This is a genomic window from Bradyrhizobium sp. MV1.5 (genome assembly GCF_055807615.1).
Genome location: NZ_JBVVPL010000006.1, coordinates 181,635 through 199,077, shown reverse-complemented (window position 1 = coordinate 199,077; position 17,443 = coordinate 181,635). Strand labels below are relative to the sequence as shown.

Sequence of the window (17,443 nt, the reverse complement as noted above, 5' to 3'; positions counted from 1 at the left end):
TCATGCTCTACCGCCTGCCCGACAGCCGCAGCACGAACACGAGCACTTCGGCGACGGCCTTGTAGAGGTCGGGCGGGATCTCCTCGCCGAGTTCGACCTTGGACAGCGCGCCGGCCAGAATCTCGTTCTCCTCGATCGGAATGTCGTTGGCCTTGGCGATCTCGACGATCTTTTCGCCGATCGTGCCCTTGCCCTTGGCGACGACGACGGGCGCGTTGCTGCCCTTCTCGTAATGGAGCGCAATCGCAAGCTTCGACGGGTCGCTCATGTGGCGCGATCCAGGAAGTGGCCGGCGCGGGCCGGTGCCGGCTGTGGGGGGGTGCCATCGCGGACCAGGATATCGCCGGGCTTGAGCTCGGCCCTGGTCAGGGCATGGTTGAGCTCACCAATTCCGGCGCGAAGCTGCTGTGCGGTCGCCGGCCGCTCCGCCCACATCCGCACGAAGGTCTTGTCGCCGTTGAGTGTAATCAAAGCGTGCACGGGTCCGGCCGGCTCGACGTTGAGTGTGAACCGCGCGCGCCAGGCGCGTTTGGCGGGATCGGCGGATTCATTGCCGCCGTCGCGTGAGATCTCGAACTGCGCCATTGCCGTGCCCTGCGGCGTTGCGAACGGAATCTCGAAATTCCACTGCGGCACGGTCGGATCGATCCTGTGACCGCCGGCGTCAGTGCGATCGGGGAGCGAAGCGACCTGGAGCAAGGTCTGGCGCGCGAGCGCGGCATCGGTGTCGTCGAGCAGGCGATGCACGGTCGCAGCGAGCGGTGTATCCGGTACGAGTGACGGCGAGGCAATGAATTGCGCCGACGGCAACGCGCCGCGAACCGGTGGTGGCGTCGCGCGCGCGGCTGCTTCGAAAAAATGTCCGTCGGGTACGGCCTTGTTCGAGCCCGGCACGTTCCCCATCATGCGCGGCAGGTTTTGCGTGAGCTCTTGCAGGAGGCTCGCGGCGAGGCCTGCGGTCATGGTCCGCGGCACCGCGGCCTGCGGAGCACCGCCAGCGACCTCCGCCAACACAGAGGGTGCGAGATTGGCGCTGCGCGCCATTTGCGGTGGTTGGGCGATCTCGGGTTCGGTTGCGGTCAATGCAGCCTGTGCAGCCTGCGTCTGCGCGGCAGCGAGCTGCGGTGCCGCCACGGTCCCAGCAGGAAGGGCGGCACCTTGCGCCTGTGGCGCCGTCTCGAGCGTTGTCAGGGTCTGCCGCAGGACCAGCAGCGCGGCTTTCAAATCCGGCATCGTTCCGGAGGACGGAGTCACGCCTGCGGCGAGCGAGGCCTCGAGGAATAGGCCGGATTTTTGGAAGGCGGATTCGATGTCGCCGCCATCGAGCGCGGTGTTGAGCGGCGTCTGCTGCGCCAGCACGCCCAGCATCGCCTGCTTCAGCCCCGCCGGAAGATCGCTGCCGGTGACGACCGCGGCCAGATTGGCGAACAGCGGCGCCTGGCTGCCCTGCTTTGTGACCGCCTCCGCCGAAGCTGCGGTAACGGCGACCTGCTCCGATGGCGTCAGCACGTTGCGTCCCGCGCTCGCCGACGGAGCAAGCGAGGGGCTGTCAACCAGCGAGGCCGCAGCCGGCGTCAGCGTGACCTGATCGGCGGTCGCCTCGCCTGCTCCGCCCATGACGGCGAGCCGAATGGTGCCGCCGTTCTGCGACACCGCAAGCTGGAGATTTTGTCCTGGTGTCAGCGCCACCTCGGACATCACATCCATCGAGAGGTTGGCGATCGCGATCCGCACCAAATTATCGGCGAGCACGCTGACGACTCTTGCGTCGACCACGCTGCCGGCCTGCAGCACAAGATCGGGCGTCGCCGCGTCAGCAACGGGGCTGGCAGCACTGACGGGAAGGATCGAGCTTATTGGCGTCGGCATCGCAAGGGGCCCGGGGAACGCTGGCCCCACCCTAAGGCCGCCCTCGTAAACCTCTCGTTAAGGACCTTCAGTCAGGGACGGCTTCACCGCAGTCAAAACCGCCACGGCAGCCTCGAAATCCCGCAGGCGGGCGGCGCGGAGGCCGGCCGCTTCCTCGTCGACGCCCCATTTCTCGGCATTCCAGTCCTCGTCGACATAAGCCGCCGCCCAGACCTGATTGGCATCGCGGACGCCATGGGCCAGCGCCATCGCCAGCAGGGCCGAGCCGGTCAGGGTGGTGATCACGTGGAGCGCGGCGATCGACCAGGCATCCCCCGGCAGCGCCGCACGCGCGGCCTGGACCGCCTCCTCCGGCTGCGTCACATGCATGACGCCTTCGGACAGGATGAAATGCGCGCCCAGCGTCTCCGCGGCCCAGAACAGGACTGGGTCCCAATGCGCGGCCTCGCGGGCGACGAGCCCCTCTGGATGGCCGGCGCGATAGAACAGCAGATCGGACTGGAGGTATTTTGCGAGGTCGTCCGTGACGAGATCGACGCGGTCGACGACGCCCTCGACCACGCTATTGGCGATCCGCGTCAACGGCATGGTCATGGGCTTGATCGTCTCGTTCTGATCCGCCCACTCGGCAGCCACTGCGTCGGCTAGCGCGCGCGATGGGATCACCACCTGGCGGCCGGACGGCGTGCGGATCGCCTTGCCGTCAAGCGTGATGGCAAAGCCGTCCTCAGCCTCAGCCACCCCCACTTCCTTGTAGAAGCGCTTGCGCAACGGCACGCGCGCGGCCTGGCGGACCAACTCCTGCGGATCAAGCGGGGATCGCCCCGCAGCTTCATCGAACAATTCGCGCATCTAGTTTTCGGCCCTGATCACTCAATGCTAGGCTTGTAAGGTAAGAGCGGCGACCGATAAAGCGAGCGGCAGGTATGAGGGAACTTGCGGGCATTGTGGCTCTGCTAGCCGGGTTTTGGCCGGCCGCGGCGCAGGCCGGCTTTCGGACGCCGGAATCGGTGGTCCGCAACGTCTACGCTCATTACGGCCAAGGCGCGCCGGAGCTTTCGAAGGGCCTGCCGCGGGATGCCGCCACCGCCCGGCAATTCTTCGACCCCTCCTTGCGCAAGATGTGGTCCGCGCCGCGGGTCGCGCCCTACGATTTCCTGGTGCAGAGCCCGAACTGGAAGCTCGGCCCCGTCGCCATCGCGGTCATTCGCAGGCAATACGACAAGACCTATGTCGCGGCGAATTTCGACAATCGCGGCCGGCGGGTCACGCTGAACTTCATCGTGGTCAACGGGCCGGAGGGTTGGCTGATCACTGATATCGAGAGCCCGCATGACAGCTTGCGGATGTTTCTGGAGCAGTTTCGGAATTGAGGGTGTGGCTGGGGGCTACGGCCCCACCCACCGCTGTCATGCCCCGGCTTGACCGAGGCATCCAGTACGCTGCGGCTTCTCCGTATCCATTACCGCCTCTGGAATACTGGATCGCTCGATCAAGTCGGGCGATGACAGCGGAGAATGTGGCTAGCCGCGCGCCTTACTGGTTCGCGCCTCTACTTACTCTTCCGGCGCGTTCTCGATCGGATCAAACCGGCTCGCATCAAGCCCGAGCAGGTTCCATGACTGCTGCATGTGCTGCGGCAATGGCGCGGTGGCGTCGATCACGCCGCCGCGGGGATGCGGGATGACGATGCGGCGCGCGAGCAGATGCAGCCGGTTTTGCAGGCCGCCCGGCAGTTGCCAGTTCTCAATGTTGAAGTATTTGGGATCGCCGACGATGGGGTGACCGATATGTTCCATGTGGGCGCGCAGCTGGTGGGTGCGCCCGGTCACCGGCTTCAGCGACACCCAAGTCAGCTTGTTGCCGGCGGTCTCGACCACCGCATAGTACGTGACCGCGTGGCTTGCGCCCTCGTCGCCATGCTGGGCGATGCGCATGATGGTGTCGTCCTCGCTCTCCTCCTTGGCGAGAAATGTCGAGATGCGGCCCTGCTTCGGCTTCGGTAGCCCCGGCACCAGCGCCCAATAGGTCTTTCGCGCCGACCGCGAACGGAACGCGCCGGTCAGATGTGAGGCGGCAAAGCGGGTCTTGGCGACCAGGAGACACCCCGACGTCTCCCTGTCGATGCGGTGCACGAGGCGCGGCTTCTGGCCCTTGGAATCGCGCATCACCTCGAGCATCTGGTCGATGTGTCGCGTCATCCCCGAGCCGCCCTGCACGGCAAGTCCGGCCGGCTTGTTCAGCACGAGAACGTCGTCGTCCTCGTAGATCGTCATCTCCTTCAGCGCGGCAAGCGTCTTTTGCGCCGCCTCCGACTGCGGGTTGGGTGCCTTCGGGGTGTCGAGCTTCAGCGGCGGAATGCGGACGCTCTGGCCCTCCTCCAGGCGGTCCTTGCTGTCGACGCGCTTGCCGTCGACGCGCAGCTCGCCTTTACGAACGACGCGCTGGATGTGGGAGAACGACAGGCCGGGAAAGTGCGCTTCAAGGAAGCGATCGACGCGCATGTTGTTCTCGTCGGCCGTCACCTTGACGGTCTGCACCTTGGTCGGCAGCAGTGCCTCGACCGGCTTTGCCGGTGCAGCCTTTTCCGGCTCGGCTTTGGGCGCGCGCCGCTCGACGCGCTCGCTCGCAAAGCGCGGCGGCTTCGCGCCGGGCTTGCCGCTCGGCCGCGACCCAGCTGTCTTCGCGCTGCGCGCCTTGAACGGGCGCGCCTCCTTGCGCTCATCGCGCTCGCGAGGTTTTGGGTTCATTCTCTTGATGCGGCGGCTCATGCGGTTTTTCCAAACTTTGGTGTCGACTGTGTACCGGCGCGCCGCGCGGCAGCGACGCAACCTGCGCCCCCACCTCTTCTTCCGCGAGGCGCAGCTCATATTGCTGTTGCAGGTTCATCCAGAACTGGGGGCTGGTGTCGAACCAGTGACCAAGACGCAACGCCGTATCGGCCGTGATGCCCCGCTGCCCATTGATGATGCCGGTGATCCGGTTCACGGGTACATCGATCTGGCGCGCGAGTTCTGCGGCGGGGATGCCGAGCTGTCGCAGTTCTCCGGCAAGGTGTTCGCCGGGATGTATGGGCGTGCGGGGCATGGCGATTTCTTGGCCGGATTAGCGTGAGTTACGCGTTACGTAAACCGTAAATCGAACCCTACAGCAAGCCCGAAAGGGTTAGGCCCCACCCCGCTCCTTCCGCAACTTGGCCCAATAATCCAGCCGCTTCCTGATCTCCCGCTCGAACCCTCGGTCGGGCGGGTCGTAGAAGGTCTGGCGGCCCAGGGCTTCCGGGAAGTAATCTTGGCCGGAGAAGGCGTCGGGGGCGTCGTGGTCGTATTCGTAAGATGCGCCGTAGCCTTCCGACTTCATCAGCTTGGTCGGCGAGTTGAGGATGTGTTTCGGCGGCAGCAGCGAGCCGGCCTGCTTTGCGGCCTGCATCGCCTTGCCGAAGGCAGTGTAGACGGCGTTCGATTTCGGCGCGGTAGCGAGATAGACCACAGCCTGCGCGATCGCGAGCTCGCCCTCGGGATGGCCGAGAAAGTCGAAGGCGTCCTTGGCCGCGTTGGCAATGACCAGCGCCTGCGGATCGGCAAGCCCGATATCCTCGACCGCCATGCGCACGACGCGGCGGGCCAGAAACAGCGGGTCCTCGCCGGCATCGAGCATGCGCGCGAGATAATACAGCGCGGCGTCGGGATCGGAGCCCCGCACCGACTTATGCAGCGCCGAGATCAAATTGTAGTGGCCGTCGGCCGACTTGTCGTAGATGGGCGCACGGCGCTGCAAAATCTCCTGCAACTGCGCGGCGTCGAAAATCTCGTCCTTGCGCGCGGCGCGCCAGACTTCCTCGACGAGCGTCAGCGACGCGCGGCCGTCGCCATCGGCCATGCGCACCAGCACGGCGCGCGCTTCCTCGTCGAGCGGTAGCTTGCGGCCCTCGACCTCCTCGGCATGCGCAAACAGCTTTTCGATCGCGGCCGCGTCGAGCGAGCGAAACACCAGCACGCGCGCCCGGGACAGAAGCGCCGCGTTGAGCTCGAAGGACGGGTTTTCGGTGGTGGCGCCGACCATCACCACCGTGCCGTCTTCCATGACGGGCAGAAACGAATCCTGCTGGGCGCGGTTGAAGCGATGCACCTCGTCGACGAACAGCAGCGTGCCCTTGCCCGTCTCGCGGCGTGCACGCGCGGCCTCAAAGGCCTTCTTCAAATCGGCGACCCCTGAGAACACCGCGGAGATCTGCTCGAAATGCAGATCGGTGGCGTCCGCGAGCAGCCTCGCGACCGTGGTCTTGCCCGTGCCGGGCGGGCCCCAGAACACCAGCGAGCCCAGCGTGCGCGTCTCCAGCATGCGCGTCAGAGCGCCGTCGGGACCCAGGATGTGATCCTGGCCGACGACCTCCGAGAGCGCCCGCGGTCGCAGCCGATCCGGCAGCGGATGCGGAGCCTCGTGATCGAGCCCCGCCGCGGCGAAGAGGGTTGGCGTCTCCTGTGGTCGCTTCGGACTCATCCGCCCAGCGTGACGTTGATCTGCTGGCCGCCGCGCACCAGCGTGATGCGCCAGATGCGCTGGCGCTCGGCCGCCGCCTTTTCGAGATCGCTGGTCTTGCTGATCTTTTGGTTGTTGACCGCCAGGATGACGTCGCCCTTCTGGAAGCCGACATTCGCGGCCGCACTGTCGCCGCCGAGATCGGTGACCACGACGCCTTCCGTATCGGCGTCCAGATGCAGCTCGTCGGCGAGCGCCGGGGTGATGGTCGAGACCTTCGCGCCTTGGAGCGGCGAGCGCGCGGTGATGACGAGCTCGTTGCGGCCGGCATCGGGCGCGGCGTCCAGTGCCACCGTCAGCTTGACCGGCTTGCCGCCGCGCTGCACGTCGATCTGCGCCGTGCCGCCGAGCGGCCGCGTGGCGAAACGATAGTCGAAGGCGTTGGGATCATCCACGGTCTGGCCGTCGATCGAGACGATCAGGTCGGAGGATTTCAGCCCGGCCTTGGCCGCCGGCCCGTTCGGAACGACGCTTGCGACCAGCGCACCGGTCGGCGAACGCAGGCCGAGACTCTCGGCGATCTCCGGCGTCACCGCCTGCAACTTCGCACCGAGCCAGGGCCGCTTCACCGCCTTGCCGCCGCCCTTGGCGGAGGCGACGACGACGCGCACCATGTTGGCGGGGATCGCGAAGCCGATGCCCTGCGAGCCGCCGGAGCGCGAATAGATCGCGGTGTTGATGCCCGCGAGCCTGCCGTTCATGTCGACCAACGCGCCGCCGGAATTGCCGGGATTGATCGCCGCGTCGGTCTGGATGAAAAACTGGTAGTCGGTGATACCGACCTGCGTACGCGCCAAGGCCGAGATGATGCCGTGGGTCACGGTCTGGCCGACGCCGAAGGGATTGCCGATCGCCATCACGACGTCGCCGACCATCAGCTCGTCCGAATTGGTGAATTCGAGAGCCGGAAACTTCTCCTTGGTGTCTTTCAGACGCAGCACCGCGAGATCGCTGCGAGAGTCCTTCAGCACGATCTCGGCCTCGAACTCACGCTTGTCCGACAGCGACACCTTGACCTGGTCGGCGCCTTCGATGACATGGACGTTGGTGACGACGAGCCCGGACGCATCGACGATCACGCCCGAACCAAGCGAGCGCTGCACCTGCTCCTGCTGCTGGCCGGGCACGCCGAAGAAGCGGCGGAAGATCGGGTCGTCGAGCAGCGGGTTGCGGTTCTGCACCACCTTGGCGGCATAGACGTTGACAACCGCCGGCTGCACCCGCTGCACGATCGGCGCATAGGACAACCGCAGTTCAACGGGCGAGGACGGCACACGGCGGTCTTGCGCGGCGGCCGGATTGAAGTTGGCCGAAAAGGCTATGCACAGTGCCGTGACGACGGCGGTCCGGGTCGATCGAAACATTCCTACCTCTTGGAAAAGACGCCGGAATATAGGCGCGTTCGCCCCCCAATAGAAGGGCGCCCGGCGGCATATTCGACCCCCTTTTTGGTGTGTCCGGCCTGCAAGCTCTGCGTGCGAAATAGCAATTTGCCGGGGCTGTGGATTGGCATGATGTGCGTCATCTTGCATGGTGGTGCAAGGCGGATTCGGTTGCGGCGAATTTGCACCAGTGGGAACCGCGCAACCGGGCCGCGCCGTCGCGGGGCAGTCATCGATCGATCCTAGGCTCTCCGCCAGTGACTTGGGGAAGTTCGTCAAACGAAGGAGTCATGACGTGAGAAGGACAGGAATTGCAGCCACCGCGATTGGTCTCGCCGGCGCACTGGCAGCCTCGCAGGCCCAGGCCCAATCGGCCAGCAGCAGCGACCAGGAGATCGCACTCCTGAAGCAGCAGTTGAAGATGCTGGAGCAGAAACTCGACAAGCTCCAGAGCCAGACCGCCGCGAATACCGCGGCCACGGCGAAGGCCAGGCTTGAGGCGAAGGCGGAGGCGAAAGCCGAAGCGCGTTCCGAGGCGAAGGCCGTGGTCGCCAACGCCAACGCGGCGATCCCGCTCAAGGGACCGGCGCCCGCCTCCGGCGTCATCGTGACGATGCCGAATAACCGGCCGACCATCTGCACCGCCGATGGGGCAAACTGCGTCGGGATCACAGGCCGCGTGCATTGGGATGTCGGCGGCTATGACTATCGGCCCAACACGGCGGCGACCGTGCCGCAAAAGCTCGACAGCGGCGAGAACGTCCGCCGCGCGCGCATCGGTCTCGCCGGCAAGTTCTTCAACGACTGGAATTTCGCGCTGATCTACGACTTCGGCGGCTCCTCCGACGGGTTTGGCGGCGCAGCTCCGGGTTCGCTGCCCGGCGGCGGCGTCTCCGGCATCGAGAACGCCTATCTCAGCTATACCGGCCTGAAACCGTTCGGCGGCAAGATGGCCATCGAAGGCGGCATCATGGACCTGCCCTACACTCTCGATGAGGCCACGAGCTCTAACGACATCATGTTCATGGAGCGCGCTTCGGCCGGCGTCGTCGCCACCAGCATCGCCGCGGGCGACTTCCGTTCGGCGATCGGCACGCGCTGGTACAACGACCAGCTCTGGATCGGCGGCTATGTCACGGGACCCTCGACCGGCGCGATCCATTCGGCGTCGAGCGCAGCACCGAACGGTGCCTCCGAGCAGTATGGCGCCGTCGCCCGCGTTGCCGGCCAGGTCGTCAGCGGCAAGGATTACTCGATGCATCTTGGCGGAAACGCCGAATGGCTGATCCAGCCGTCACGCAACATGGTGACGGGTGCGCAGGCAGTCACGCTCAGCGATCGTCCGGAACTGCGCATCGATCCCACGGTGCTGGCTACGACCGGCGCAATCGCCAATGCCTCCGGCGCGCAGGTCTACAGCGTCGAAGCGGCCGCCACCTATGGGCCGTTGATCCTGCAAGGCGAGTATTTCTGGTACAACATCGATCGCAGCGCCAATACTGGCCTGCCGCCGCTGGGTGCGCCGAGCCGCAAGTTCCAGGGCGGCTACGCGCAGGCCGGCTACGTGCTGACGGGCGAGGGTCGGAGCTACAATGCGGCGAATGCGGCCTATGGCGGCGTCAAGCCGGCGCACCCGTTCTCGCTCGAGGGCGGCGGCTGGGGCGCGTGGGAAATCGCAGGACGCTTCTCCACGATCGACCTCAACGATCAGCTCGGGACCGTCACCGGCATCGCGGGCGGCCGGCAGACCGTCTACACGGCAGCGCTGAACTGGTACGTCAACGGCAACGTCCGTTTCATGCTGGACTATTTGCATGGCACGGTGTCGAGGCAGGCCTCGCCGATCTCGACCGCCGATGTCGGCTCGAAGTTCGATGCGGTCGCGATGCGGACGCAGTTCGCGTTCTAATTCTCGCTTGTCGTCCCGGGGGCGCGAAAACGCGAACCCGGGACCCAGCATCTGCAATGCTATCCGAGGAGACAAGCCATGAAGGCCGTCGGCTACAAGAAGTCGCTTCCGATCGAGGATCAGGACGCGCTGTTCGATTTCGAAACCGCAAAGCCCGAGCCCGGCGGGCGCGACATCCGCGTCGCCGTGAAGGCGATCTCGGCCAATCCGGTCGATTACAAAGTGCGCAAGCGCGCCGCCCCGCCCGAGGGCGAGACGAAGATTCTGGGCTATGACGCGGCCGGCGTCGTCGACGCCGTTGGGCCCGACGTCACGCTGTTCAAGCCAGGCGACGAGGTGTTCTATGCCGGTTCGATCCTGCGCCAGGGTACCAATTCCGAATTCCATCTGGTCGACGAGCGCATCGTCGGCAACAAGCCGAAGAGCCTGTCGTTCGCGCAAGCCGCCGCCCTTCCCCTCACCTCCATCACCGCCTGGGAGCTGTTGTTCGACCGGCTTGGTGCAGTGCCCGGCAAGAGTGTCGATCCGCGTACGCTCTTGATCACCGGCGGCGCCGGCGGTGTCGGCTCGATCCTGATCCAGCTCGCCCGCCGCCTCACCGGGCTGACGGTGCTCGCGACCGCGACGCGGCCGGAGTCGCAAAAATGGTGCCTCGATCTCGGCGCGCATGCGGTGATCGACCACGGCCAACCGATGAAGGAGCAGATCGAGAAGCTCAAGCTGCCGCCCGTCGCGCTGGTGGCGAGCCTCACCTTCACCGACCAGCACTACAAGAGCATCGTCGAGTTTATGGCGCCGCAGGGCAAGTTCGGCCTGATCGACGATCCCCCGGAATTCACCATGAGCACGTTCAAGGGAAAGGCGATCTCGGTGCACTGGGAATCGATGTTCACGCGCTCCTCGTTCCAGACCGCCGACATGATCGCGCAGCATCATCTGCTCAACGATGTCGCCGACCTCATCGACAAGGGCGTGCTGCGCACCACGCTCGACCAGACCTTTGGCACGATCAACGCGGCCAATCTCAAGCGGGCCCACGCGCTGCTCGAGAGCGGCAAGTCGCGCGGCAAGATCGTGCTGGAGGGGTGGTAGGTCTTAGCTCGAAGCGGGCGCCGCATTCGTCTCAGGCGGACGCGTCGCCCGCTTGATAAAGCCCTTGGCGAGCGCGTGGTAGATCCCTTCTTCGCAGATCAGCCGTGAGGTGGCGTGTGCAATCAGGGCGGCGGCCATCAACGGCACCACCATGGCGTGGTTGTCGGTCATCTCGGTCACGATGACGAAAGCGGTGATCGGCGCCTGCACCACACCGGCAAAATAGGAGACCATGCCGAGCAACATGATCGCACCGAGCGGAGCGTCGTGGAAGAAGGACGCGATGTTGCTGCCGAGGCCGGCTCCAACGGCGAGTGACGGCGAAAAAATTCCGCCGGGTATGCCACTGATTGCCGCGAAGGTGGTGGCGAGAAGCTTGAGGATGCCGAAGTCCTGCGGCAGCGGTGCGCCGTGCTCCAGGGCCGTCTTTACCTGCTGGTAGCCCGTGCCATAGATCGTATCGCCGGAGACGAGGCCGCAGATCGCGACCGCCAATCCGCACGCGAGCGCAAACCACAACGGGTGGCGCTTGACCGTACGCCCGAGCGGATGGGCGAAGCCGCGCGCCATCACGATGACGATACGGCTGAAGATGCCGCCAGCCAAACCGCCGACCACGCCGCACACCGGCACCGCCAGCCAGTCGGTGCCGCGGGCAAGAGACGTCGCACTGCTGCCGAAATAGGCGTAATTGCCCATCAGCGCGAGCGAGGTCAGGCCGGCCGCGATCACCGCCGCAATGATGAGGCTGCTGGTACGCGTCTCGAAAGCCCGGCTCATCTCCTCGATACCGAAGACGATCCCCGCCAGGGGCGTGTTGAAGGCGGCCGCGACGCCGGCGGCCGCGCCGGCCAGGATCAATCCGGGCTGGCGGCGTGGCGAGACGCGTCCAAGCGCAAACATGATGGAAGCGCCGACTTGAACGCTCGGTCCTTCCCGGCCGACGGAGCCACCGCACAGCAGACCGAACAAGGTGAGGATCACCTTTCCGAGCGCGATTCGGATCGAGACCAGGCTCTCGCGCGCCGTCTGGTCGGTCAGATGCCGTGCGGCGATCGCCTGAGGAATGCCGCTGCCCTGTGCGTTCGGGAACAGCCGGGTGGTCAGAAAGGCCGAGAGCATGAAGCCGAGAGGTGTCACTGCGAGCACGGCGTAGCGCGACTTGGCCAGCAGCAGCGTAAAGGCGTACTGGGCGAGATCAGCGAGTTGGGCCAGCGCCACCGCCGCGGCGCCTACCCCGATCCCACCAAGCACGAAGATTGCTCGCCGCTGCCATCGCGCGGATGTCAGCCTGAACAGGCGTTTATGGCGGGTCGACAGGGGCCAGAGCATGAGCCGGAGTTTTAGCCTGTCGGGTCCCGAATTGAAGGGGGCTATCGAGCAGACCAGCTAGACTGGAACCACGCCCTCGACGAACATCAACCGCCGCTCCAGCGCCGTCTGCCGCAGCTTCAGCGCCTCCGCATATTCCGGGGACGCGTACCATTCGCGCGCGCATTCCATTGAGGGAAACTCCACGATGATGATGGTCTTGGGCGGCGGACCGCCCTCCACCACTTCAGCGGCACCGCCGCGCGCGATGTAGCGGCCGCCATATCGCGCGATGGTTGCTGCGGCCAGCGCGCGATAGGCCTCCATCGCGGCCTGATCGCGCGCCTCGACCTCCGAGATCACATAGGCCGGCATGCGCGGTCCTTTGTTTTGAGCATGATCTTTTCGGAAAACCGCGTCACACTTTTCCGGATCATGCTCAGGCAATCGTATTGACGATGCCGCCTTCCGCGCGCAGCGCCGCACCGTTGGTCGCGGAGGCTTCCTTGGAAGCCGCATAAACCACCATGTTAGCGATCTCGTCGACGCTGGCGAAGCGCTGGAGCAGCGAGCTTGGGCGATGCTGCTTGACGAAACTGGCCGCGGCCTCATCGACCGACTGGCCGTTCTGCTTGGCGAGATCCTTCACGAACGTCTCGACGCCCTCCGACATCGTCGGGCCCGGCAGCACGGAATTGACGGTGACGCCGGTGCCGCGGGTGAGCTGCGCCAGGCCGCGTGCGACCGAGAGCTGGGCCGTCTTGCTCATTCCATAGTGAATCATCTCGACGGGAATGTTGAGTCCGGACTCCGAAGAGATGAAGACGATTCGGCCCCAGTTGCGCTTGAGCATGCCCTTCATGTACGCGCGAGAGAGACGCACGCCGCTCATGACGTTGACCTCGAAGAAGCGGCTCCAGTCCTCGTCCGGAATGTCGAAAAAGTCTTTCGGCTCGAAGATGCCGGCATTGTTGATGAGGATGTCGACATCTGGCAGCGCCGCGGCCAGCGCCATGCAGCCCGCAGCGGTCGACACATCGGCGGCGATGCCGCGGACCTTGGCCCCCGCCCCTTCCAGCCTGCGTACGGCCGCATCGACCTTGTCCTGGCCGCGTCCGTTAATCACGACGCTCGCACCCGAGCCGGCAAGGCCTTTTGCAATAGCGTGGCCGATTCCGGCGGTCGAGCCGGTCACGAGGGCGGTCTTTCCGGAAAGGTCGATGTTCATGCGTGATCTCCGTTGATGCTGGCGGAGATATTGGGCGCTACCGGCACGATAACAATCGCCACTCACTGACGCGTGAGGAGCGGGACGCAACCAACGAGGACGGCCAATAAAAAAGTGGCGCCCGAAGGCGCCGCTTTCTGAAAACTCTCTGCCGGTCGGCTTACGCCGCCTCGGCTTCCTTTTCCTGCACCGGGCCGGAGTCCTGACCCTTGGCATCGACGTCGCGGTCGACGAACTCGATCACGGCCATCGGCGCATTGTCGCCGTAGCGGAAGCCCGCCTTGATGATGCGGGTGTAGCCACCCTGGCGATCCTTGTAGCGGGGCGCCAATACGTCGAACAGCTTCCTGACCTGATCCTTGTCGCGCATCTCGGAGATGGCCTGGCGACGCATGGACAGGCCGCCCTTCTTGCCGAGGGTGATCAGCTTCTCGACGATCGGACGCAATTCCTTCGCCTTCGGCAGCGTGGTGACGATCTGCTCGTGCTTGATCAGCGCGGCGCACATGTTTGCGAACATCGCGCGGCGATGCTCGGCGGTGCGGTTGAGCTTGCGATGAACCTTGCCGTGACGCATTTTTTGATTCCTTGAATTTCAGTCGTCGCGACGGTTCGTCGGACCAGTTGCTCAGGTGGGCTGCCTGCGTTCGCCCGCTAAGGCGCGATGAATTCGCGCCTCAGCCTGTCGTCGTTCGGATCAGTAGTGATCCTCGAAGCGCTTGGCGAGCTCGTCGATGTTCTCCGGCGGCCAGCCCGGCACTTCCATGCCGAGGTGCAGACCCATCTGGGCCAGCACTTCCTTGATCTCATTGAGCGACTTGCGGCCGAAGTTCGGAGTGCGGAGCATTTCCGCTTCGCTCTTCTGCACGAGGTCGCCGATGTAGACGATGTTGTCGTTCTTCAAGCAGTTGGCCGAACGCACGGAGAGCTCGAGCTCGTCCACCTTCTTGAGGAAGGCCGGGTTGAAGGCGAGGTCCGGGATGATCTCCTGGGCGACTTCCTTGCGCGGCTCTTCGAAGTTGACGAACACATTGAGCTGATCCTGCAGGATGCGCGCAGCGTAGGCCACGGAATCATCCGGCGTCAGCGCGCCGTTGGTCTCGATCGTCATGGTCAGCTTGTCGTAGTCGAGGATCTGGCCCTCGCGGGTGTTCTCGACCTTGTAGGAGACCTTGCGGACCGGCGAGTACAGGCTGTCAACCGGGATCAGACCGATCGGCGCGTCCTCGGGGCGGTTGCGCTCGGCGGGCACGTAACCTTTGCCGGTTGCGACCGTGAACTCCATGCGGATCTCGGCGCCCTCGTCGAGCGTGCAGATCTGCAGGTCGGGATTGAGCACGACGACATCGCCCACGGTCTGGATGTCGCCGGCGGTGACGACGCCCGGGCCGGACTTCTTGACGACCATGCGCTTGGGGCCTTCGCCCTGCATCTTGATCGAGATGTCCTTGATGTTGAGCACGATGTCGGTGACGTCCTCACGGACGCCCGCGATCGAGGAGAACTCGTGCAGCACGCCGTCGATGTGCACCGACTGCACCGCCGCGCCCTGGAGCGAGGACAGCAGGATGCGGCGCAGCGCGTTGCCGAGCGTCTGGCCGAAGCCGCGCTCGAGCGGCTCGGCGACGATGGTCGCGAAACGGGTCGGATCGCTGCCGGGCTGTACCTGCAGCTTGTTCGGCCGAATCAGTTCTTGCCAATTTTTCTGGATCGTCACTGTTTCACCCATACAGGCCAGTCAGACTGCTGTCGCAGGCACTGGCGTTGGAGAAAGGCCGCAGATCATTTCCACGGCTTTGCAAAAAGTCATCGCGGGCGCCAATGCGCCCGCAATCTGGTATCAAACGCGCCGACGCTTGCGGGGACGGCAACCGTTGTGCGGGATCGTGGTCACGTCGCGGATCGAGGTGACGGTGAAGCCCGCGGCCTGAAGCGCGCGGAGCGCCGATTCGCGGCCCGAACCGGGACCGGCGACTTCGACTTCCAGCGTGCGCATGCCGTGCTCCTGCGCCTTCTTCGACACGTCCTCGGCGGCGACCTGTGCGGCATAGGGGGTCGACTTGCGCGAGCCCTTGAAGCCCATCGTGCCGGCGGAGGACCATGCAATCGTGTTGCCCTGCGCGTCGGTGATGGTGATGGTCGTGTTGTTGAACGACGAGTTCACATGCGCGACGCCGGAGGCGATGTTCTTGCGCTCACGACGACGAACGCGGGTGGCTTCCTTGCCCATAGACTACCTTTCCTGAAGATCTCAACGCCGCCGTAACGCCAGCGGCTACACCTGTGGAACGAAAGGCGCGTGGCGAACGGGTCATCCCCGGGTCGCCACACGCCGTGATTGGATGCGAAAACTTACTTCTTCTTGCCGGCGATGGCCTTGGCCGGACCCTTGCGCGTGCGCGCATTGGTGTGGGTACGCTGGCCACGTACCGGCAGGCCGCGACGATGGCGCAGGCCGCGGTAGCAGCCGAGGTCCATCAGACGCTTGATGTTGATGCCGACCTCACGACGCAAATCGCCCTCGACGAGATAGTCGCGGTCGATCACTTCGCGGATCTGAAGCACTTCGGCGTCGCTGAGCTGATTGACCCGACGATCGTCTGGGATCTTGACCTTCTCCATGATCTCACCGGCGATCTTCTGGCCGATGCCATGGATATACTGGAGCGCGATCAGCACGCGCTTGTTGGTCGGGATGTTCACGCCGGCAATACGGGCCACGGCCTTCTCTCCTGTCGCCGATCCCTCGTCAGGAATCGCGCTTTAAGTGCTTGGTTTCTCGGGCAGGTGTTCACAAACGCGAACACGACGCCCACCCCTGGTCTTCCTGGGGCCCGGCATCGTTTGAAACTATCCGACTTGGATGCGGGGCTTATTAGGGGATTCAGGGGGCTTTCGTCAACCGCTGCTAGCGCTTAGCTCGCTTTTTCGTGACCTTTTTTGCGGCCTTTTTGGCACCTTTTTTGACGGCCTTCCCGGCGGTCTTTTTGGCTGCCTTCTTCTTCCCCGCCTTCTTGGCGACTTTCTTGACGATTCTCTTGCCTGCCTTCGTAGCCTTCTTGGCCGTCTTCTTGGATTTGGCAGCTTTCGCGGGCCTTTTGACCGATTTCTTTACCGTCTTGGCCTTTTTAGCCGGGGCCGCCTTGGTCGCGCTCCGGGCGCGGGACTTGCCATGAGTCTTGGGCTCGACCGCCCCGAGCGCCAGGAGCTGGCGATGGATGGCGCGGGTGACCTCGTCGATGGCCATCATGCCGTCGATGGTCGAGAGCTTCCGCCGCTCGGAATAGTAATGAATCAGCGGTTCCGTCTGGTTGCGGTAGCTGGCTAACCGCTTGGTCAGGACCTCCGGGGTGTCGTCGAGCCGGACCTCCTCCCCGCGCTCGCGCATCTGGGCGACGCGGGTCTCGACACGGTTCAGGAGCGCACTCTCGTTGACGCGGAGCTCGATCACGGCATCGAGCTTGAGGTGCTTGTGCTTGAGCAGCTCATCCAGCGCCTCGGCCTGCGGCACGGTCCGCGGGAAACCGTCGAGGATGAAACCGTTTTTGGCATCCGGCTGATCGATCCGATCGGAGATGATTCCCACCACGACATCGTCCGGCACGAGACCGCCGCCGGCCATGATCTCCTTGGCCTTGAGACCGACCGGCGTTCCGGCCGCCACCGCTGCACGCAACATCTCGCCGGTCGAGAGCTGGACGATGCCATAGCGCTGCACCAGTAGCTGCGCCTGGGTGCCCTTGCCCGATCCCGGTGGCCCCAGAAGTATAATTCTCATCGGCGTACGCCCCCCGATTGGTGCGCGATACGTCGCGCACCTGTGCTTTGAAGTCCAGTTACAGTGCAAATCATAATCAGCGCCGCACCGCTACCCATATCATAGGGGAGCAAATGGCCGGACGCCAAGAAGCCTTTCAGATCAGTGCTTGGAGATCAGTGCTTGGAGATCAGTGCTTGCACGACAGTAAGAGCGGCTCTGCCGAGGCGACCGAATGCCGGCTCGCCGTCCGGGGGCGGTGGGCCCGCGCCCCAACCGCCCGGCCAGTTGGGCCGCCCCGACGGCCCCCCCCCGATCCGGGGGGGCGGCGCCCCCCGGGACTCCGGCGCAAACCA

Annotated in this window: 18 protein-coding genes; 3 read left to right on the top strand and 15 right to left on the bottom strand. The window is 64.9% G+C overall.

Annotation, left to right across the window (positions count from 1 at the left end; genetic code table 11):
- Window positions 1-7 precede the first annotated feature (7 nt).
- Genes AC0L2J_RS08665 through AC0L2J_RS08655 form a run of 3 tightly spaced genes read right to left on the bottom strand, consistent with a single transcriptional unit; the run spans window position 8 to window position 2,721 of the window.
- Window positions 8-268 carry an EscU/YscU/HrcU family type III secretion system export apparatus switch protein gene (locus tag AC0L2J_RS08665; RefSeq protein WP_007603059.1) on the bottom strand — a complete coding sequence of 87 codons (261 nt, stop codon included), beginning with the start codon at window positions 266-268 and terminating at the stop codon, window positions 8-10.
- Window positions 265-1,869 carry a flagellar hook-length control protein FliK gene (gene fliK, locus AC0L2J_RS08660; protein WP_473388676.1) on the bottom strand — a complete coding sequence of 535 codons (1,605 nt, stop codon included), beginning with the start codon at window positions 1,867-1,869 and terminating at the stop codon, window positions 265-267. The genes AC0L2J_RS08665 and fliK overlap by 4 nt, the downstream gene beginning before the upstream one ends.
- A 57-nt stretch (window positions 1,870-1,926) precedes the next feature.
- Window positions 1,927-2,721 carry an ATP12 family chaperone protein gene (locus AC0L2J_RS08655; protein WP_473388671.1) on the bottom strand — a complete coding sequence of 265 codons (795 nt, stop codon included), beginning with the start codon at window positions 2,719-2,721 and terminating at the stop codon, window positions 1,927-1,929.
- Window positions 2,722-2,795: 74 nt separating this feature from the next.
- On the opposite strand from AC0L2J_RS08655, the gene AC0L2J_RS08650 reads away from it, so the two are divergent.
- Window positions 2,796-3,242 carry a hypothetical protein gene (locus AC0L2J_RS08650; RefSeq protein WP_473388666.1) on the top strand — a complete coding sequence of 149 codons (447 nt, stop codon included), beginning with the start codon at window positions 2,796-2,798 and terminating at the stop codon, window positions 3,240-3,242.
- 183 nt (window positions 3,243-3,425) lie between these two features.
- On the opposite strand, the gene AC0L2J_RS08645 is transcribed toward AC0L2J_RS08650, so the two are convergent.
- The 4 genes from AC0L2J_RS08645 to AC0L2J_RS08630 all read right to left on the bottom strand — a co-directional run bounded on the left by AC0L2J_RS08645 (window position 3,426) and on the right by AC0L2J_RS08630 (window position 7,772).
- A complete protein-coding gene (locus AC0L2J_RS08645; protein WP_473388662.1) occupies window positions 3,426-4,640 on the bottom strand; it encodes an RluA family pseudouridine synthase in 1,215 nt (404 codons plus the stop codon).
- Window positions 4,591-4,956 (bottom strand): HigA family addiction module antitoxin, encoded by a 366-nt coding sequence (locus tag AC0L2J_RS08640; protein WP_473388659.1) that lies wholly within the window; start codon window positions 4,954-4,956, stop codon window positions 4,591-4,593. Before AC0L2J_RS08640 ends, AC0L2J_RS08645 begins: the two co-directional genes overlap by 50 nt.
- A gap of 78 nt (window positions 4,957-5,034) precedes the next feature.
- A complete protein-coding gene (locus AC0L2J_RS08635) occupies window positions 5,035-6,369 on the bottom strand; it encodes a replication-associated recombination protein A (protein ID WP_473388654.1) in 1,335 nt (444 codons plus the stop codon).
- Complete coding sequence (locus tag AC0L2J_RS08630) at window positions 6,366-7,772, bottom strand: DegQ family serine endoprotease (RefSeq protein WP_473388650.1); 1,407 nt, start codon at window positions 7,770-7,772, stop codon at window positions 6,366-6,368. Before AC0L2J_RS08630 ends, AC0L2J_RS08635 begins: the two co-directional genes overlap by 4 nt.
- 313 nt (window positions 7,773-8,085) lie before the next feature.
- On the opposite strand from AC0L2J_RS08630, the gene AC0L2J_RS08625 reads away from it, so the two are divergent.
- On the top strand, window positions 8,086-9,699 hold the full coding sequence (locus AC0L2J_RS08625) for an OprO/OprP family phosphate-selective porin (RefSeq protein ID WP_473388646.1): 1,614 nt from the start codon (window positions 8,086-8,088) through the stop codon (window positions 9,697-9,699).
- A gap of 78 nt (window positions 9,700-9,777) precedes the next feature.
- Entirely contained in the window at window positions 9,778-10,791 is a 1,014-nt protein-coding gene (locus tag AC0L2J_RS08620) for a zinc-binding alcohol dehydrogenase family protein (RefSeq protein WP_007611588.1), read from the top strand.
- 3 nt (window positions 10,792-10,794) lie between these two features.
- On the opposite strand, the gene AC0L2J_RS08615 is transcribed toward AC0L2J_RS08620, so the two are convergent.
- The 8 genes from AC0L2J_RS08615 to AC0L2J_RS08580 all read right to left on the bottom strand — a co-directional run bounded on the left by AC0L2J_RS08615 (window position 10,795) and on the right by AC0L2J_RS08580 (window position 17,108).
- Window positions 10,795-12,123, bottom strand: coding sequence for a chloride channel protein (locus AC0L2J_RS08615; RefSeq protein ID WP_007611589.1), 1,329 nt, complete (start codon window positions 12,121-12,123; stop codon window positions 10,795-10,797).
- Between the two features lie 57 nt (window positions 12,124-12,180).
- On the bottom strand, window positions 12,181-12,477 hold the full coding sequence (locus AC0L2J_RS08610; protein ID WP_007611590.1) for a DUF1330 domain-containing protein: 297 nt from the start codon (window positions 12,475-12,477) through the stop codon (window positions 12,181-12,183).
- A gap of 64 nt (window positions 12,478-12,541) precedes the next feature.
- On the bottom strand, window positions 12,542-13,330 hold the full coding sequence (locus AC0L2J_RS08605; RefSeq protein ID WP_473388634.1) for an SDR family NAD(P)-dependent oxidoreductase: 789 nt from the start codon (window positions 13,328-13,330) through the stop codon (window positions 12,542-12,544).
- 160 nt (window positions 13,331-13,490) lie between these two features.
- Window positions 13,491-13,907 (bottom strand): 50S ribosomal protein L17, encoded by a 417-nt coding sequence (gene rplQ, locus AC0L2J_RS08600; protein WP_063995936.1) that lies wholly within the window; start codon window positions 13,905-13,907, stop codon window positions 13,491-13,493.
- A gap of 120 nt (window positions 13,908-14,027) precedes the next feature.
- Window positions 14,028-15,059, bottom strand: coding sequence for a DNA-directed RNA polymerase subunit alpha (locus tag AC0L2J_RS08595; RefSeq protein ID WP_007603046.1), 1,032 nt, complete (start codon window positions 15,057-15,059; stop codon window positions 14,028-14,030).
- Between the two features lie 111 nt (window positions 15,060-15,170).
- Window positions 15,171-15,560 (bottom strand): 30S ribosomal protein S11, encoded by a 390-nt coding sequence (rpsK, locus tag AC0L2J_RS08590; RefSeq protein ID WP_007603045.1) that lies wholly within the window; start codon window positions 15,558-15,560, stop codon window positions 15,171-15,173.
- A 122-nt stretch (window positions 15,561-15,682) separates the two neighbouring features.
- A complete protein-coding gene (rpsM, locus tag AC0L2J_RS08585) occupies window positions 15,683-16,051 on the bottom strand; it encodes a 30S ribosomal protein S13 (RefSeq protein ID WP_007611599.1) in 369 nt (122 codons plus the stop codon).
- A 187-nt stretch (window positions 16,052-16,238) separates the two neighbouring features.
- The gene (locus AC0L2J_RS08580; protein WP_473388629.1) at window positions 16,239-17,108 is read right to left on the bottom strand and encodes an adenylate kinase; all 870 of its coding nucleotides are present in this window, start codon (window positions 17,106-17,108) and stop codon (window positions 16,239-16,241) included.
- Window positions 17,109-17,443: the final 335 nt, after the last annotated feature.

Coding starts and splice junctions, on each gene's coding strand:
- AC0L2J_RS08665 (WP_007603059.1), bottom strand. CDS start 268: ATGAGCGACCCGTCGAAGCTTGCGATTGCGCTCCATTACGAGAAGGGC.
- fliK (WP_473388676.1), bottom strand. CDS start 1,869: ATGCCGACGCCAATAAGCTCGATCCTTCCCGTCAGTGCTGCCAGCCCC.
- AC0L2J_RS08655 (WP_473388671.1), bottom strand. CDS start 2,721: ATGCGCGAATTGTTCGATGAAGCTGCGGGGCGATCCCCGCTTGATCCG.
- AC0L2J_RS08650 (WP_473388666.1), top strand. CDS start 2,796: ATGAGGGAACTTGCGGGCATTGTGGCTCTGCTAGCCGGGTTTTGGCCG.
- AC0L2J_RS08645 (WP_473388662.1), bottom strand. CDS start 4,640: ATGAGCCGCCGCATCAAGAGAATGAACCCAAAACCTCGCGAGCGCGAT.
- AC0L2J_RS08640 (WP_473388659.1), bottom strand. CDS start 4,956: ATGCCCCGCACGCCCATACATCCCGGCGAACACCTTGCCGGAGAACTG.
- AC0L2J_RS08635 (WP_473388654.1), bottom strand. CDS start 6,369: ATGAGTCCGAAGCGACCACAGGAGACGCCAACCCTCTTCGCCGCGGCG.
- AC0L2J_RS08630 (WP_473388650.1), bottom strand. CDS start 7,772: ATGTTTCGATCGACCCGGACCGCCGTCGTCACGGCACTGTGCATAGCC.
- AC0L2J_RS08620 (WP_007611588.1), top strand. CDS start 9,778: ATGAAGGCCGTCGGCTACAAGAAGTCGCTTCCGATCGAGGATCAGGAC.
- AC0L2J_RS08615 (WP_007611589.1), bottom strand. CDS start 12,123: ATGCTCTGGCCCCTGTCGACCCGCCATAAACGCCTGTTCAGGCTGACA.
- AC0L2J_RS08610 (WP_007611590.1), bottom strand. CDS start 12,477: ATGCCGGCCTATGTGATCTCGGAGGTCGAGGCGCGCGATCAGGCCGCG.
- AC0L2J_RS08605 (WP_473388634.1), bottom strand. CDS start 13,330: ATGAACATCGACCTTTCCGGAAAGACCGCCCTCGTGACCGGCTCGACC.
- rplQ (WP_063995936.1), bottom strand. CDS start 13,907: ATGCGTCACGGCAAGGTTCATCGCAAGCTCAACCGCACCGCCGAGCAT.
- AC0L2J_RS08595 (WP_007603046.1), bottom strand. CDS start 15,059: ATGGGTGAAACAGTGACGATCCAGAAAAATTGGCAAGAACTGATTCGG.
- rpsK (WP_007603045.1), bottom strand. CDS start 15,560: ATGGGCAAGGAAGCCACCCGCGTTCGTCGTCGTGAGCGCAAGAACATC.
- AC0L2J_RS08580 (WP_473388629.1), bottom strand. CDS start 17,108: ATGAGAATTATACTTCTGGGGCCACCGGGATCGGGCAAGGGCACCCAG.